The sequence below is a fragment of the Halomonas sp. CH40 genome, from assembly GCA_041875495.1.
In the GTDB taxonomy this organism is placed as follows: domain Bacteria; phylum Pseudomonadota; class Gammaproteobacteria; order Pseudomonadales; family Halomonadaceae; genus Vreelandella.
In genome coordinates this window covers 2,007,741-2,024,057 of record CP112982.1, presented here as the reverse complement: position 1 = coordinate 2,024,057, position 16,317 = coordinate 2,007,741, and the positions used below count along the sequence as shown (strand labels likewise).

12 protein-coding genes are annotated in these 16,317 nt (G+C 55.7%); 7 read left to right on the top strand and 5 right to left on the bottom strand.

The window, feature by feature from the left end:
• Nucleotides 1-44 precede the first annotated feature (44 nt).
• The 4 genes from OR573_09330 to OR573_09315 are packed head-to-tail and all read left to right on the top strand — an operon-like array spanning nt 45 to nt 4,564.
• The gene (locus tag OR573_09330; GenBank protein ID XGA81709.1) at nt 45-1,916 is read left to right on the top strand and encodes a TonB-dependent receptor; all 1,872 of its coding nucleotides are present in this window, start codon (nt 45-47) and stop codon (nt 1,914-1,916) included.
• Nucleotides 1,906-2,829: a cobalamin-binding protein gene (locus OR573_09325; protein XGA78724.1), complete on the top strand. Its 924-nt coding sequence runs from the start codon at nt 1,906-1,908 to the stop codon at nt 2,827-2,829. The genes OR573_09330 and OR573_09325 overlap by 11 nt, the downstream gene beginning before the upstream one ends.
• Nucleotides 2,829-3,800, top strand: coding sequence for an iron ABC transporter permease (locus OR573_09320; protein ID XGA81708.1), 972 nt, complete (start codon nt 2,829-2,831; stop codon nt 3,798-3,800). Before OR573_09325 ends, OR573_09320 begins: the two co-directional genes overlap by 1 nt.
• Nucleotides 3,797-4,564, top strand: coding sequence for an ABC transporter ATP-binding protein (locus OR573_09315; protein XGA78723.1), 768 nt, complete (start codon nt 3,797-3,799; stop codon nt 4,562-4,564). The genes OR573_09320 and OR573_09315 overlap by 4 nt, the downstream gene beginning before the upstream one ends.
• A 60-nt stretch (nt 4,565-4,624) precedes the next feature.
• Here the strand turns inward: OR573_09315 and OR573_09310 are convergent, their stop codons facing one another.
• On the bottom strand, nt 4,625-6,976 hold the full coding sequence (locus OR573_09310) for an EAL domain-containing protein (GenBank protein ID XGA78722.1): 2,352 nt from the start codon (nt 6,974-6,976) through the stop codon (nt 4,625-4,627).
• Nucleotides 6,977-7,989: 1,013 nt separating this feature from the next.
• On the opposite strand from OR573_09310, the gene OR573_09305 reads away from it, so the two are divergent.
• From OR573_09305 to rho, 3 genes are all read left to right on the top strand, one after another.
• On the top strand, nt 7,990-9,618 hold the full coding sequence (locus tag OR573_09305; protein ID XGA78721.1) for a methyl-accepting chemotaxis protein: 1,629 nt from the start codon (nt 7,990-7,992) through the stop codon (nt 9,616-9,618).
• A gap of 306 nt (nt 9,619-9,924) precedes the next feature.
• Entirely contained in the window at nt 9,925-10,365 is a 441-nt protein-coding gene (locus tag OR573_09300; protein XGA78720.1) for a YtoQ family protein, read from the top strand.
• 320 nt (nt 10,366-10,685) lie between these two features.
• Complete coding sequence (rho, locus tag OR573_09295; protein XGA78719.1) at nt 10,686-11,642, top strand: transcription termination factor Rho; 957 nt, start codon at nt 10,686-10,688, stop codon at nt 11,640-11,642.
• Between the two features lie 52 nt (nt 11,643-11,694).
• Here rho and OR573_09290 read toward each other — a convergent pair whose 3' ends face one another.
• The 4 genes from OR573_09290 to dusB all read right to left on the bottom strand — a co-directional run bounded on the left by OR573_09290 (nt 11,695) and on the right by dusB (nt 16,208).
• The gene (locus OR573_09290) at nt 11,695-12,891 is read right to left on the bottom strand and encodes a DEAD/DEAH box helicase (protein XGA78718.1); all 1,197 of its coding nucleotides are present in this window, start codon (nt 12,889-12,891) and stop codon (nt 11,695-11,697) included.
• A gap of 304 nt (nt 12,892-13,195) precedes the next feature.
• Nucleotides 13,196-14,776 carry a bifunctional phosphoribosylaminoimidazolecarboxamide formyltransferase/IMP cyclohydrolase gene (gene purH, locus OR573_09285; protein ID XGA78717.1) on the bottom strand — a complete coding sequence of 527 codons (1,581 nt, stop codon included), beginning with the start codon at nt 14,774-14,776 and terminating at the stop codon, nt 13,196-13,198.
• Between the two features lie 50 nt (nt 14,777-14,826).
• Nucleotides 14,827-15,174 (bottom strand): DNA-binding transcriptional regulator Fis, encoded by a 348-nt coding sequence (gene fis, locus OR573_09280; protein ID XGA78716.1) that lies wholly within the window; start codon nt 15,172-15,174, stop codon nt 14,827-14,829.
• Nucleotides 15,171-16,208, bottom strand: coding sequence for a tRNA dihydrouridine synthase DusB (gene dusB / locus OR573_09275; GenBank protein ID XGA78715.1), 1,038 nt, complete (start codon nt 16,206-16,208; stop codon nt 15,171-15,173). Before dusB ends, fis begins: the two co-directional genes overlap by 4 nt.
• Nucleotides 16,209-16,317 lie beyond the last annotated feature (109 nt).

Genomic DNA, 16,317 nt, shown 5'->3' with positions numbered 1-16,317 from the left:
TTATTAATGCCGTGCGGGTGAGCACGTAGAGCAAGGGAACCATGATGTCATACTCCACTTCCGCCTTTACCGGGCTGGCGCTGTTTACGCTGGCTGCTATTCCCCAGGCCGTGCAGGCCCAATCTTCCAGCGATACTGCGAATGCTTCGCTTGACCCTGTGGTTGTCACCGCAACCCTGGCGCCGCGCACCGCCAATGAGTCGTTGGCTTCCGTCAGTGTTATCGACGAAGCCGCCCTGCGCCGTCAGAATCCAGCCAGCATGACCGAGCTGCTGCGCGCCCAGCCGGGCGTTGATATCACGACTCAAGGCACCTACGGCAAGCAGACCAGCCTGTTCATGCGCGGCACCGGCAGTAATGCCAATGTGCTGTTGATCGACGGTATTCGTTTGCGTTCGGCCACTACCGGTGCCGCTGCCTGGGAATTTCTCGATCCTCAGCTGTTTAAGCGCGCTGAAATCGTGCGTGGCCCGCGCGGTAGCCTGTATGGCGCTGATGCGGTAGGCGGAGTGATTCAGCTGTTTACCCTGGACAGCCAGGCGGAAGGTGTCAGCCCTCGGGTGTCCATTGGCGGCGGCAGCCACGTTAGCCAGCGCGTATCCGCATCGCTTTCCGGCCAGCAGGGCGGCACCCGCTATACCTTTGCGGGTAGCCGCTTCGATACTGACGGTGGGCCGATACGCCGTGATGGGGAAGATAAAGGCTTTGACACCACCAGTGGCTTGGTCAAGCTTGCACATCGCTATGATAACGACGCTGAAGTGGGCTTTCTGGCGCTGCGCTCACGCGGTAACAGTGAATTTGAAGGCCCGGGGCCCGCTGAGGATGATTTTGTTCAACAGGTGGCAGGCGTATACGCGGAACTTCCGGTAACGGACACCTGGCAAAGCCGGTTAACGCTGTCAGAGGCCCGTGATGAGCGCGATACCCAGGCGCCCGCTTATACGTCACTTTTTGAAAGCCGCACGCGTACCGCTCAGTGGCTGAATACCCTAGCGTTTGGCCTGCATGAAGTGATCATTGGCGCTGAAATGGCCGAGGATGACCTGGGCGACAGCGAGACATCAGGCCTGAACTTCAATGAAAGCAGCCGCTACAATCGCGCTGTCTTTGCCCAGGGGCTGCTGGATTTCCATCCGCTGACGACTCAACTGAGCTTGCGCTACGATGATAACGAAGCCTTTGGCGATGAAGTTACCGGTAGCCTGGCATTCGGCTTTGCCTTTGATGACCAGCATGTGGCGCGGGCAAGCTACGGTACGGCCTTTCGGGCGCCGACCTTTAATGAGCTGTATTTCCCGTTTGCCGGGTCGAGCAACCCGGATCTCAACGCCGAATCCTCAGACACATTTGAGCTGGGTGTGCGCGGACAGTATGAGCGCTGGTTCTGGGACGCCGCCATCTACCAGACAGAGGTGGATGAGCTGATTGCGCTGGATGCTAATTTCACCCCCATCAATGTGGACAAGGCGCGCATTCAGGGCGCGGAACTGAGCCTGGGCGCCGAGCTTGGAAACTGGCTGTTTGCCGGTGCCTTGACCTACACTGACCCACAAAGCCGCAGCGGTGATAATCAGGGCAAGCGTCTGCAGCGGCGCGCCAGCCAGTCAGCAAGGCTGGATGTGGATTACCAGCTTGATGAAGTGCTATTGGGCGGTTCCTGGGTCGTCCAGGATCATCGTTACAACGATGCCGCCAATCAGCAGCGCCTGCCAGGCTATGGGCTGTTGAACCTGCGCGCAGGTTGGGAATTCGCTCCCCAGTGGTCAGTGCGCCTGACTCTGGATAACGTGCTGGATAAAACCTTTACCACCGCCCAAGGACAGGAGTTTGACCCGGTGACCTTTGCATCGACGCCGTTTGACTACATCAACGCTGGTCGCGCAGGCTTCCTCAGCGTTCATTATGGCCAGTAAACGCTTCACTAGCGCATTGTGCAGCGGGCTTGCCGGTCTTTTACTGGCTGCCTGCCTGCCGGTGAATGCTGACGCGTCCTACTGCGCCATTGATGATCTTGGCGAGCAGCTTTGCCTTGAAGCGCCAGCGCAGCGTATTGCGGCGCTATCGCCAGGCGCCACCGAACTAGCCTTTGCCGCCGGGGCTGGTGAGCAGGTGGTGGCGGTGGTAGCGCACAGTGATTATCCGCCTGAGGCCGAGAAACTGCCCTCGGTAGGTGATCATCAGCGTATCGACCTGGAGGCTTTGCTCTCCCTGCAGCCGGATCTGGTGATTGGCTGGGTCTCTGGTAATCCTCCGGCCCAGCTGGAAAAACTGGCCGCGCTGGGCTTGCCGGTTTTCTACCTAGAACCGCAGCATTTTGAAGGCATTGCCAGCGCTATTGAGCGTTTGGCAAGCCTCACGGGTAGTGAAGCACGGGGCTACCCGGCGGCGGATGACTTCCGTAACCAGATGGCAGCGCTGGAAGCGCGCTATGCCGACCTTGAACCCGTCTCCGTTTTCTATCAGGTCTGGGAAACACCGCTGATGAGTGTCAATGACGAAAACTTTATCGGCCAGATTATTACCCTGTGCGGTGGCGACAATATCATGGGCGAGCAGACTCGGCAGGTGCCGCGTCTTAACCCCGAAGTGGTCATCGCAGGGAACCCGGCCGCTATTGTCACGGGGGGTAACGGCGAAGATAACCGCGACTGGTTCGAGCATTGGCGGCAATACCCTGAGCTTTCAGCGGTTGCCAATGATCATCTCTTTCTTGTTCCGCCTTCCTTGATCCAGCGGCCCACGCCGCGCCTGGCGCAGGGAGCGCGCCTGTTATGCGAACAACTCGATACCGTCCGCCAGGCGACGCTGGTAGAGCCACCCCCGTGATGCCCCGCTTTGCACTACCGCTGATAGTGCTTGCACTGCTGGCCGTACTGGCGGTTGGCGGTGCGCTGATAGTGGGCAGTGCCACTCTGGGCGTGGAGCAGTTGGCGGCCGTGTTTGTGGGCCAGGGGGAGCCGCTGGCGCATACCCTGGTGATGGAGCTGCGCCTGCCAAGGGCGCTATCTGCCTTTGCGGTGGGCGGGCTTTTGGCAGTGGCCGGGGCCCTGATGCAGATCCTGTTGCGTAACCCGCTGGCCGACCCTTATGTACTGGGCATCTCTGGCGGTGCTGCGGTGGGGGCACTGGCGGCCATGTTGGCTGGGTTAGGTGGTGTGCTGCTGTCCGGCTCTGCCTTTGGTGGTGCCTTGCTCTCCATGCTGCTGGTGTTTGCTTTAGCGCGGGGAGAGGGCAGCTGGACGCCTTCGCGCCTGCTATTGACGGGCGTGGTTGTTGCTTCAGGCTGGGGCGCTGTGATCACGCTGTTGCTATCGCTCAGCCCCACCCAGGCCTTGCCCGGCATGCTGTTCTGGCTGATGGGGGATCTTTCCTACGCCCGAGCCCCCTGGGTGCCATTGACGCTGCTGTTGCTGGTTTGCCTACTGTTGATGCCGCTTGGCCGCCACCTGAACGTGCTGGCGCGCGGGCCCATGCAGGCCGCTGCCCTCGGAGTGGATGTCAGATGGCTTTCCTGGGGAATCTATCTGATCGCCAGCCTGTTGACCGCCACAGCCGTCACCAGTGCCGGTACTATTGGCTTTGTTGGTTTGGTGGTGCCGCATATGCTGCGCCTTATGCTGGGCAACGATCAACGTCTGATTCTGCCTGCCTGTGCGCTGAGCGGAGGCCTGCTGCTGGTTGTCGCGGATACCCTGGCGCGCAGCGTGATTGCCCCCGAGCAGCTACCGGTTGGGGTAATTACTGCGCTGCTGGGTGTGCCGATGTTTCTGCTGTTGCTCAACCGGAGCCGTTCATGACCCGTCTGGAAACCGACAACCTGGTGATCAGGGTGCCGCAGCGCGCCCCGGGCGTGCCGCTCTCCTTTCAGCTGGAGGCCGGGCAGGTGTGGGGAGTGCTGGGCCCTAACGGGGCGGGTAAAACCACGCTGTTGCATACCCTGGCCGGGCTTTTAACGCCGCGTTCAGGTCGGGTGCTTATTGATGGCGTCTGCCTTGCGCAGCTAAAGCGTGGCCAGATTGCCCGCCGTCTGGGCATGGTCTTTCAGGAGCGCCATGATGACTTTCCGGCCACAGTGATGGAAACCGCCCTGATCGGGCGGCACCCGTTTCTTTCTGCCTGGCAGCGTGAAGGCGCCGAGGATTACCGTCTGGCGGAGGCCGCCTTGCAGCGTCTGGATGCGGCTCATCTGGCCAAGCGTCTGACCAGTACGCTGTCAGGCGGTGAGCGTCAGCGGGTAGCCATGGCCACGGTACTCACCCAGAAGCCGGATATCTGGCTGGCCGATGAGCCCACCAACCATCTGGATCTGCACCACCAGAGTGCGGTAATGGCGCTACTTGCCGAGCAGGCAGCGCAGGGCGCGGCGGTGATGATGTGCCTGCATGACCTGAACCTTGCTGCCCGCTGGTGTGACCATATCCTGCTTTTATATCCCAGCGGAGAGGCCTGCTGGGGGCCAAAGGGCGAAATGCTGGTGACATCTGCCCTGGAACGGCTTTACCAGCAACGCCTGGCCAGCGTAGAGGTCGATGGCGCGCCCGTCTTTGTGCCTGTTCAGTAGTTGCCCGCTGTCATGGCCCTGGCCTTTGGCCAGGGCCATCTGCGAGCTTCTAGCGAGCTGTTATGTTTGTAACGGCAGGCGCAGCGCAATATAAGTCCCCTGGTCAGGAAGGCTTGAAAGGAGTACATCGCCATCATGGCGAAAAGCACAGACGTCAATGGTGGTCATACCCAGGCCTCGGTTTTCTCCCGGCGGCTTGGTGGTAAAGAAGGCATCAAATACATAGGGGATGTACTCGTCATCAATACCGCTGCCGTTATCCTGAACGCCGAGCAACAAGCAGGGGACACCCTGGTCGTTAAAGCCTTCAGCAACACTCAGTGTCAACATAGGATCCGGGAGGTTGGCCATGGCATCCAGGGCATTGTAAATCATCTGCATCAGGGCGCGGATGACAAAGTCACCGTCCAGGTAGGCCTGTGCAGGCGCATGAGAGGCTTCTAGCTGGGGTGTCAGGCCTTCGGGCCATTTTATGCGAGTGTGTTCCAGCGCTGATTGCATCAAACACATGGGGTCAACAATACTGGGGTTTATGGCGAAACGCCCCACGCACTGTGTCATATCATCGAGTAAGGCAGACAGGCGTTGACTGGCTTTATGCATATGCAGGCTATTGGCATGTATCGGATTGTCTACGCTTAGCAGGTGTTGATTGAGCTCGGAAAGACCGCTGATAGTGCCTAACAGATTATTGAATTCATGCGCCATGCCCGCCATCAGCGTCATCAGCATACGGACACTGTGATCGCTGGTCTGTCGCCGTTCAGGCGTCAGCTTGCAAACAGCGTTCATGCCTGTAAGCGCGGGTCGCTCCTGACGCGTCTGCATCTGCTGCCGATACCAGTGCTGAAAGGCATCAGCGTCCAACGGTCTGGCGAACAGGTAACCTTGCCCCTGCTCGCAGCCAATCGCATGCAGCCATTCGTGCTGGGCGTCGGTTTCAATACCTTCGGCCACCACGTTGCAGCCGAAACCATGGGCCAGCGCTGTCACCATGCGCGCCAAACGCTGATCGGGCGATGAGTTGATGACATCCTTGACGAAGCTACGATCAATCTTGAGCGTGTCGACAGGCAGGTTTTTCAGGTAGGAAAGAGACGAATAGCCCATCCCAAAATCATCTATAGCCACCCGCACGCCTGCCCGCTGGAGTAACCGCAGCTGTTGACATGCCTGATCCAGGTCGGCCATCAACCCCGATTCAGTGACTTCTACAGTAAGGCGTTTTGTAGCCACCCCGGCACTCTGCAGCATGCTCAACACTCTGCTGGCGAAATCGGGTTGCACCAGCTGCAACGCGGCCACGTTAACCGCCAGGTGGAAATCCTTGCTTAACCATGCCATGGATTCCCAGTCTGCCAATTGGGTAATCGCGGCCTCAAATACCCAGTGGCCGATAGCCAGAATGTCACCGCTGCGCTCTGATAGCGGAATAAACTCACTTGGGGGTACCACACCATGCACTGGGTCATTCCAGCGTAGCAGAACCTCCGCTCCTTCTACATGGCCGGTTGCCAGCACGACTTTAGGCTGGTAAGCGAGTGTGAATCCTTGGCGTGTAATGGCTGTACGCAACGCCTTCAGTAAAGATGCCTGCTGGCGGCGGTCTTCTTCCTGAATATCGCTGTAAAGCTGCCAGCGAGGCGCTGCCCCGGGTGGAGGAAGTGCCTGTGTGGCCTGTTGTACCAAACGCTCAGGCTCGAAATAGCCCCTTGATAGACTTAACCCCAGACGCGCCTTGACCGTGAGTGCCATGCCTTCGAGCTGCTGCTCCTGTTCAAAGCAGCCAAGCAGTTGCTGCGCGAAACCAATCAGTTCAGTGGTAGTGCCATGGTGGGTAACAATCACCAGTTCATTGCCACCCCACAAGCCAAGCATCTGCGTTGAAGTCAGCAACCGTTTCAGGCGCTGAGTCAAATGGCGCAGTAATCGTTTGGTGATACGGTAGCCATGCAGGCAGATGATGTCTTCCAGACCTTCCAGCGCCACAAACACCACCCCGGCACCGTGCCCTGCCAATACCTGACGGCGTAACTGGGTCAAAAGCCCACGCCGGTTGGGCAGCTCGGTGGCTGGATCAAGCTCGGTGTTACGTTTAAGTTCACGTGAGCGCTTGGCGAGTAGCTGTTCCATCGAGCGTATCTGCTGATCGCGCTGTTGGCGATATTGGGCGTGTTCGTGTACCCGGGTTAATCGATGTTGCACTTCAGCGGTGGGAAAAGGCGCACTAAGAAACTCGTGGACACCCAATAGCATAGCGGATTGATAGGTGGTGTCATCCAGTGTATGGCTGAAACCAACCAGCGCAGGCCCCAGAATATCATGGGTATTCACCCTGCCATGTAATGTACTGCTGGCGGGTGGCATTAAACGCGGTAGCAACGGAATATCAGCCTCTGCAAGCGCTGCCATATTGGCAAGGTCAAGCAGAATGATGTCAACCCTGTGCCTGGTCCTGTGCCTGGTAAGGTACGCGCGTGCGGCTTGCAAGCTGTCAACCCATGCCAGCATACCAATATCGCTCGCGTTCAGGCGCTGCCGCCATTCATCGGCAGTCCTGCCGGAAGAACTTAACAATAAGCAATTGGTTTGCACCTGTTGGGCATGTTTAGCGTTTGCTCTGGCAATCATGAGAATCTTCCTTAAATGCTCAAGTGGCTGACAGTAAAGCACCGTGGCTGGAAGGTTTTTCCAGGAGTTAGGTGTATTCCTTGTTCAAATCGTTTTGCTGAATATGGTTCTGGATGTAACTCGGCAGCTCCTCTGTGCTGTTCGCGCGTATATCCCGTTGATGGCAACAGTAGAGTGCGACTGATATCCCGACCAGCCTTGCCTCGCTCAGCGCCAGGACAGCAAGGTTCATAGAGGGTGTGAAGAAGATGCCGCCAAATAGAGCAGCGGATAGGAAAGTAGTGACCAGATGACGCCGCTGCCATTATTTGGTGATTATCTTGCTCATAACACCATGCAGAAACGATGTAGATTGTTTTCTCCGCCCATAGGAGCCATCCATACGAATCCTTAGTCTTTTTAACTTTATTTAATGTTAGCTATCCTAGCCCGGAATATTCCGGGCAATTGTCATAGATTGTGAAGATTTAGTTTTGCACCCAACTTTTCCGCTTTATTCGTAGCGGTCATTCAAGAGATGCCATCCAAGCCGTTGGGTAATGAATAACAAACGCCTAATGACTTATCCCAAGTGTCAGTCATTTAACTGGAAAAATTTTTATAATTGATGATATCAATCAATTTTCAGTGTTGAATTCACTTATAAAAATAGTGTTTAGGGTTTGTTGGCACGTAACTTGCTGATAAAAATAATTGTAAAATTAAAAAAGTATGTTTCCAGTACTGTTCTGTCACTTTAAGGAATTCTTATGTTTTTACCGCGCAAAGTTTTTTCTGTACCGGGTTTCTCTGCAATGAGTTTTCAGCATTGGCTTTGGGTGGGCTTTGCAGTGATTATTGCTCTGATGGTGGCGATCACTGCGATTGGTGTTCAGCGTGTCAATGCTATCGATGAGGCGCTGACGCGCATCAACGATGTGCATAGTGTTAAACAGCGACATGCCATTGATTTTCGCGGCAGCGTGCATGACCGTGCGATTGCCTTGCGCGATGTAGTGGGGCTGACCACCAGCAGTGCGATTCAGGAACAGCTCGACCTGATCGCGGCGTTGGAACAGGACTATGTTGCAGCAGAAGAGGCGCTTGATCGTATTTTTGCCAGCCGGAGTGACGTTACCGAGGCTGAGAGTGATGCCTATGCGCAAATCAAGCGTACGGCACAAAGCACTCAGGCAGCGGTATCCGAAGTGCTTGAGTTCCGCCTGAATAATAGACTGGCAGCCGCTCGCCTGATCCTTTATGAAGAGGCTGCTCCTGGGTTTAGCCAGTGGCTTGATGACATCAATGTGTTTATTGACCTGCAGGAAAGCCGCACGGCGATGGAAACACGTGAAACGCGCGAACTCACGGGCTCTTTCCAGACCACCATGGTCGGGCTGGTGGGGCTGGCGATTGTGATCAGTCTGGTGATTGCGGCACTGCCGGGGCGCTGGCTCAAGCGTACCCTAGGAGCAACGCCGGAAATGGTCAGGCGGCACGTGCAGACGATTGGTTCAGGCGATTTTACGACCAGAGAGCAGCGCTTTGCTGACAACAGTATTATGGCGGCGCTAGGAGAAATGACGCAGCAGCTGTCGGAGACGATCAACCGTGTTCGCTTGGCGTCCTATGAAGTTGAGGGCGATAGCTATCAGATTTCCACGAATAGCAGTGAGCTGCTAACCCGCGTTGAACAACAGGCCAGTATGCTCACCCAGTCCGCTTCTGCCATGGAGGAGTTGGGGTCTACCGTTGAGCATAACGCTGAACGGGCAAGCAAGGTCGATAAGCAGGCCAGTGAGGCCGCTGCCCTGGCTAGCGAGGGTGGTAACGTTGTTGGGCAGGTGGAATCAGCCATGCAGGAATTGAGTGCGCGCTCAAAAGAAGTGGTCACCATTGTATCGCTGATCGACAGCATTGCCTTTCAGACCAATATTCTGGCTCTTAATGCGTCGGTTGAAGCCGCACGAGCCGGTGAAGCGGGGCGTGGTTTCGCTGTGGTGGCTCAGGAAGTACAACATCTTGCCACTCGAAGTGCCGATGCCTCGCGCCAAATTAGTGCATTGATTAATACCAATCTGCAGCAAGTGGATCAAAGTGTCGCGTTGGTTAATCAGGCCAGTAGCAAGACGCATCTCGCCGTGGAGGCTATTAAAGGTGTCACTGAACTGATTGGTGAAATTAGCCAGGCAAGCGTTGAGCAGGCTCGCGCTGTACGGGAGGTGGGGCAGGCGGTCAGTCAGATGGACGGTGTTACCCAGCAAAATGCTGGTTTAGTCAAGCAAACCGCGACAACAGGTGAAGAGCTACGCATGCGCTCAAGCCAGTTGGGCGAGGCGATTGCCCACTTTGATATTGATGAGGCGATTGTGCAGCCGCGTGCACGCACACTCGCTGAAATTGAGCATCAAAAGGGCGAGGGGCATTTGCTGGCCTCTTTCTGATCAGAGACCGCAGAAGGCTCACCTCTTTCGAGCAGTGTCTGCAGAGGTGAGCCATTGTAACGGCGCCTTGTCCGTCAGGTTGAGACGTACAATCTAATGACGGAACCTAGAAAAGCGGGTTTTTAAAAGGACAGGGCATGTTGCATGGCGAAGCTTGCGCAGCGTTAATCAGCGCCCTGGTTCCGGCCAGGGAAAATTCATATGCAGCTCATGGTGCCGTGATTTTTATGGAATATTTTTCCATAAAGCGTGTGTGAGTTATGATAGGTGAATTAATCATGACATCCGCAACGATCAGGAGCTGCTATGAGCTTTTATGTTTACCTTTCCGGCGAGATTCACACCGATTGGCGTGAAGAGATTCAGCAGGGCGCAGATGCTGCCGGACTGGATATCGTCTTCACTGCGCCGGTCACCGACCACGATGCCAGCGATGCCGCAGGCGACCATCTGGGCAAACCGGCCGATGGCTTCTGGCGCGATCATCAGTCATCCAAGGTCAACGCCATTCGCACCCGTACCATGATTGAACAGGCGGACTTGGTGGTGGTGCGCTTCGGCGACAAATACAAGCAGTGGAACGCCGCTTTTGATGCGGGCTACTGCGCAGCCCTGGCCAAACCCTATATCACCCTCCACAGCGAAGAGATTGTTCATCCCCTGAAGGAAGTTGATGCCCAGGCTCAGGCATGGTGTACGACAACCGATCAGGTGGTGGAAACGCTGCGCTATGTTCTGAAAGCCTAAGCGTTAAGTGAAGAAGCCTTCATACGCGAAAATGCCAAAAACCTGGAACAGCTGATTGAACTTGCCTTCAAAGCCCAGGAAAGCATAGCGCTTTAAGAAAAGCAGCTGCCAGATGGCGGCTGTTGCGGTGAAGGAAGGAGCTTCAGCTCGCGATGATTCTCCCGATCACTCACTCCGAAGAATCGCCAGCCAGCACCTGCCTCAGATCAACTGATTGGGTCCACCTCAGTTAACAAATTGCCGCAACGATACGTCCTGTCGGCTGGCTATTATGTAGCTATTTTATAAATTCAGGTTATTCAAGGCGACCCCCCAATACCATGGCGAGAAAAATACTAAGTCTAAAGACAAAAAGGCAGATTGACGCCAAGCCCGCCGACGAAGTTGACAATCAATTCCTTAATGATCCCGAAAAACGTTTTTTAAATGGCGTCGCGATTCATCCTTCTCCACGCATTGTTTTAGCGCCTGATGCTAAGCAGCTTACTGTGCGAGCGATGGATTTGATTACGCCTATTGGGATGGGACAACGAGGGTTAATTGTTGCGCCGCCAGGCTCTGGCAAAACGACGCTGTTAAAACATATTTGCCAAGCCGTTGCAGAGGCTTACCCTGACATAAAACTATACGCCTTGCTGATTGATGAGCGCCCTGAAGAAGTGACCGACTTTAAGCGCAGTGTGTCGGCAGAGGTACATGCATCGTCGTCAGACGAAAGCTACACCCACCATGTGCGTATGGCAGATAAACTCCTTGAGACAGCGCGTAAGCAAGCCTGCGAGGGTCATAATGTGATGATTGTGATCGATTCTCTTACCAGACTTTCGCGCGTTCACAATGCTGAGCAGCGAGGTACTGGCCGTACGATGTCGGGTGGGCTGGATGCGCGGGCGATGGAAATACCACGCAAACTGTTTGGTGCCGCGCGAAAGATCGAAAACGGTGGTTCGCTCACGATTCTAGCCACCGTGCTGGTGGATACGGGAAGCCGTATGGATCAGGTGATTTTCGAGGAGTTCAAGGGCACGGGCAATATGGAACTCGTGCTATCACGCGACGTGGCCAATCAACGGATTTTTCCGGCGATTGATATTGCCAAAAGCAGTACCCGCCGAGAAGAACTGCTGATTGATGCAAAGGATATTGAAAAAGTACGTACTTTGCGCAGAGCGCTAACGCATCTTAAGCCAATAGAAGGCGTGCAGAAACTGCTTGCGCTGTTGGAGAAATACCCCACGAATGCCGAGCTGTTGGATGCTTTTTCGCCCGCTGAGTAGAGAAGAAGCTCACCCTTGTGTCCGCTTAAAAAGTGAGCTTCTTTGTTAAGACTTAACGATTGCTTTTTTTAACGTGATTCAAGTTGGAAGCAGGGACTGCTTTTTTAACCGGAAAACCGGCAATTTCTTTGCGCTCAATCGTATTTTTCAAACGCTTTTCAATTGCGCACAGGTTTTTAAAGTCACTGATGTCGACAAGAGAAATGGCTTCACCTGAGGCGCCCGCACGGCCAGTTCGGCCAATTCGGTGGATGTACTCTTCCGGTTGATAAGGTAAATCGTAATTTACCACACGGCTCAGTTCACCAATATCCAAACCCCGGGCGGCTACCCCTGTGGCCACCAGGTACTTGAGTTCGCCTGCTTTGAACTGTGCCAACACCTTTTCGCGCATGGCCTGGCTTCTGCCGCCATGAATGGAATCTGCTTCGATGCCGCGTTTTTCCAGCTGGGCAACCAGCTTGGCTGCACTGTGTTTTTTCTCGACAAAAATCAGTGCCTGATCCCACGCTTGCTCGCTGATCAAATGACTCAACAAGGCGGATTTGATGTCTTTGTCTACCGTGATTAGCCACTGTTTGATATTAGCGGCGGCGCGGATGTTCGGAGAAATGGAGATGTCAGCCGCCAGGTCGGTCATCTTGCTATCTGAAAAACCGTAGGCAAGGGCGCGAACGTCATTGGTCATGGTGGCGGTAAACAACAGGTTCTGACGGTTTTCAGGCAGGCGTACGATGATTTTGTGGATGTCATCGACAAAACCCATGTCGACCATTCTGTCGGCTTCGTCTAACACCAGCACCTGCAGTTCATCAAAGTGCAGCGCGCGCTGATGTGCCAGGTCCAGCAGTCTGCCCGGTGTGGCGACCAGTATGTCCACGCCTTCTATTAAGCGCTCTTTTTGAGGCTGGGTATCCACACCACCATAGACGGCCATAGAGGTTAAGTGCGTGTGTGTCGCATATTGAGCCACACTGGCTTCGACCTGAACCGCCAGCTCACGGGTTGGCACCAGAATCAGCGCGCGGATGCGTTTGCCGCGCAATGTTTCCGCTTTATTGAATTGTTCCAGCAGAGGCAGAACAAAGGCAGCGGTTTTGCCTGTTCCGGTTTGTGCGGTGGCAATTAGATCTTTTCCCGAAAGAATGGCAGGAATCGCTTGTTCCTGGATGGGCGTTGGTGTTTTGTAACCGAGCTCAGTAATCGCTTGAACAAGAGGACGGGATAAGCCTAGTTTTGAAAATGGCATGAGGTGCTCAGACAGAGGGTCGTAAGGTGTGTCGAAAATTAAAGATACTGCAGTATAACGGAAAAGCAGCTCATGGTAGCTGAATCGACGCCGGGAATGGCGTTCACTTGCTACGCTTACCGGGGTGAGTGATATTCGCAGCAAGGTTGCCATTCAGCCGGTAAAGGAGTACGGCACTTTGCCGCTGAATCGCGGTAGTAAGGCCTAGCTTTACTATCAGAGCCTCCAGGCTCACCTCATTCAAGCCTCATTTAATCAATGCTTTCAAGGGTGAGCCTTACGGATGTGTCTGTGCTGATCGGTTTTAGTGACGGAAGTGACGCATGCCGGTGAACACCATGGCGATACCGGCTTCGTTGGCGGCGTCGATGACTTCCTGATCGCGCATGGAACCACCAGGCTGGATCACGGCGGTAATGCCAGCAGCCGCTGCGGCATCAATGCCATCCCTGAACGGGAAGAAAGCATCCGACGCCATGACCGACCCCGGCACTGAAAGGCCTTCGTCTGCTGCCTTGATGCCAGCAATCTTGGCGGAATACACCCGGCTCATCTGTCCGGCGCCAACGCCGATCGTCTGGCCAGCCTTGGCGTAGACAATCGCATTGGATTTGACAAATTTGGCAACACGCCAGGCAAAGGCCAGGTCGCGTAGTTCCTGCTCGGTCGGGGTGCGCGCACTGACAACGCTCAGGTCGTCACGTCCGACCATGCCATCATCTGCCTGTTGAACCAGCAGGCCACCGTTGACACGTTTGAAGTCCAGTGAGGCCTGTTGACTGGCAGGCCAGTGGGCGCTGACATCCAGCAGGCGGATATTCTGCTTTTCAGCCACGATAGCAGCAGCTTCTGCGCTGATACCAGGGGCAATCAGCACTTCGACAAACTGGCGGTCGATAATGGCGCGCGCCGTGTCGGCGTCCAACGCCACATTAAAGGCAATAATGCCGCCAAAGGCACTGGTCGGGTCGGTGGCAAACGCCTTGTCGTAGGCATCCAGTGCGCTTTCGCCAACGGCAACCCCGCAGGGGTTGGCATGCTTGACGATTACACAGGCGGTTTCATCAAAGGCCTTGACGCATTCAAAGGCGGCATCGGTGTCGGCGACATTATTATAGGATAGCGGCTTGCCCTGCAGCATCTCGGCTGTTGCGACGCTGGCTTGCGTGGCATCAGGCTCGACATAGAAGGCCGCTGCCTGGTGGGGGTTTTCACCGTAGCGCATATCCTGCTTCTTGTGCAGCTGGAGGTTGAAGGTGCGCGGGAACTGCTGATCGGTATCGCTGATCTGGCGGCCGAGAAAGTCAGCAATGGCGCCATCGTAGCCTGCAGTGTGTTCAAAGGCCTTGACGGCCAGATCAAAGCGCGTGGTGGCACTGACCTGACCATCCTGGGCAGCCAGTTCGCTCATGATGCGCGGGTAATCATCGGCGTTGACGACGATGGTGGTGTAGGCATGGTTCTTGGCACAGGCGCGTACCATGGTAGGGCCGCCGATATCGATATTTTCAATCGCATCTTCCAGTGTGCAGTCTGGCTTGGCAACCGTTGCGGCAAAGGGGTAGAGGTTGACGACCACCATGTCGATCGGGGCGATATCGTTGTCGGCCATGACCACATCGTCCTGGCCGCGACGCCCGAGGATGCCACCGTGAATCTTGGGGTGCAGCGTCTTGACGCGTCCATCCATGATTTCGGGAAAACCGGTGTGCTCGGAGACTTCCTTGACCGCGATCTGGTTTTCCTGCAGCAGGCGGAAGGTGCCGCCCGTCGAAAGCAGTTCAATGCCTTGTTCGCAAAGGCCGCGAGCAAAGTCAACAATACCGGTTTTGTCTGACACGCTAAGTAAAGCGCGGCGTACAGGAGTTGCAGTTGTATCAGCCATTAGGGGTGCTCTTAAGCAGAAACGATGGATAGAAAACAGCAAGGCCCGATTCAGGGGGCATCACCTTCAAGAAGACCGTAGTGCTTTAGTTTTTTACGCAGTGTGCCACGATTCAGCCCCAGCACGGCAGCTGCGCGTGTCTGGTTGCCGTCGGTGTAAGCCAGCACGGAGGACAGCAGGGGCGCCTCGACTTCGGCCATCACCATGGCGTACAGATCGCTGGTCTCGCCGCCATCCAAATGCTCGAAATAGCGTTGCATGGAAGCTTCAACGGCTTCGCGCAGAGGCTGGGGAGGCGTATCACTTGCTCTGGCACTGGCCTCGGCAGAGGTGCCGGGCGCAGTACTGGAAGAGGTATTCGATAAAGCAGAATTGGTTGAAATAGCCGGTTCTTTCATGCGGCATGGCTTCCTTTAGCGAAGAGGCGCTCATTAGCATCATCAGCCATCGCCTTGTGGATCCATTCCAGCTGAGCGCTGGGCGAGGTCAACGCATTAAACTGGCGTTTCAGTTCTCGTATCTGAGCCGCATCAAAGCGCTCATCTGTGTCCAGGTACCAGCCAAGATGCTTGCGGGCAATACGTGGCCCCATGGTGGCCCCATAAAATTCATGCAGTGCCCCAAGATGTTCACTGAGGACATGGCCGCGTTCGCTGAGCGCTGGGGGCGCCAGCACACTGCCATATTCAAGGTAATGGCTAATCTGCTGGAAAATCCACGGATTGCCCTGGGCGGCGCGGCCAATCATGACCGCATCAGCCTGGGTGTGGCGGAGCACATCATGGGCTTTTTGCGGGCTGTTGATATCGCCATTGGCAAATACCGGTATGGACAGCCGGGATTTAATCTCGGCAATGGTGTCGTACTCGGCCTGGCCATTATAGCGCTGCTGGCGGTGGCGGCCGTGTACCGCCAGGGCCTGAATGCCGGATGCCTCGGCGAGCTTGGCGATGGTAAGCCCGTTATTGCTTTCGGCACACCAGCCGGTGCGAATCTTCAGGGTGACCGGGATTTCAACGGCTTCCACCACGGCTTCGAGAATCCGCGCAACCAGAGGCTCATCGCGCAACAGTGCAGAGCCTGCCGCCTTATTGCAGACTTTCTTGGCCGGGCAGCCCATGTTGATATCAATCACCTGGGCGCCAAGATCGGCATTCAGGCGGGCCGCCTGGGCCAGCATCTCGGCGTCGCCCCCGGCAATCTGCACGACCCTGGGGGATGGTTCGCCAGCATGGTTCATACGCTGCTGGGATTTACGGGTATGCCACAGGCTAGGGTCTGCCGTGACCATCTCACCCACTACCCAGCCTGCCCCCAAACGGCGGCAGAGCTGCCGGAAAGGCTGGTCAGTAACGCCCGCCATAGGGGCGAGAATGACCTGATTAGGCAGTTCATAGTCGCCAATGGTTGGCAGTGATGAGGTTAGAGGCATAGCATTCAGCTCATGGGTTAACCGATACGCAGCGCGTGGGGGTCAGTATGATACGCTGACTCGCCCCATGGGTGAAGGCCACTTGCAACACAATACGCCTGATTTGCTC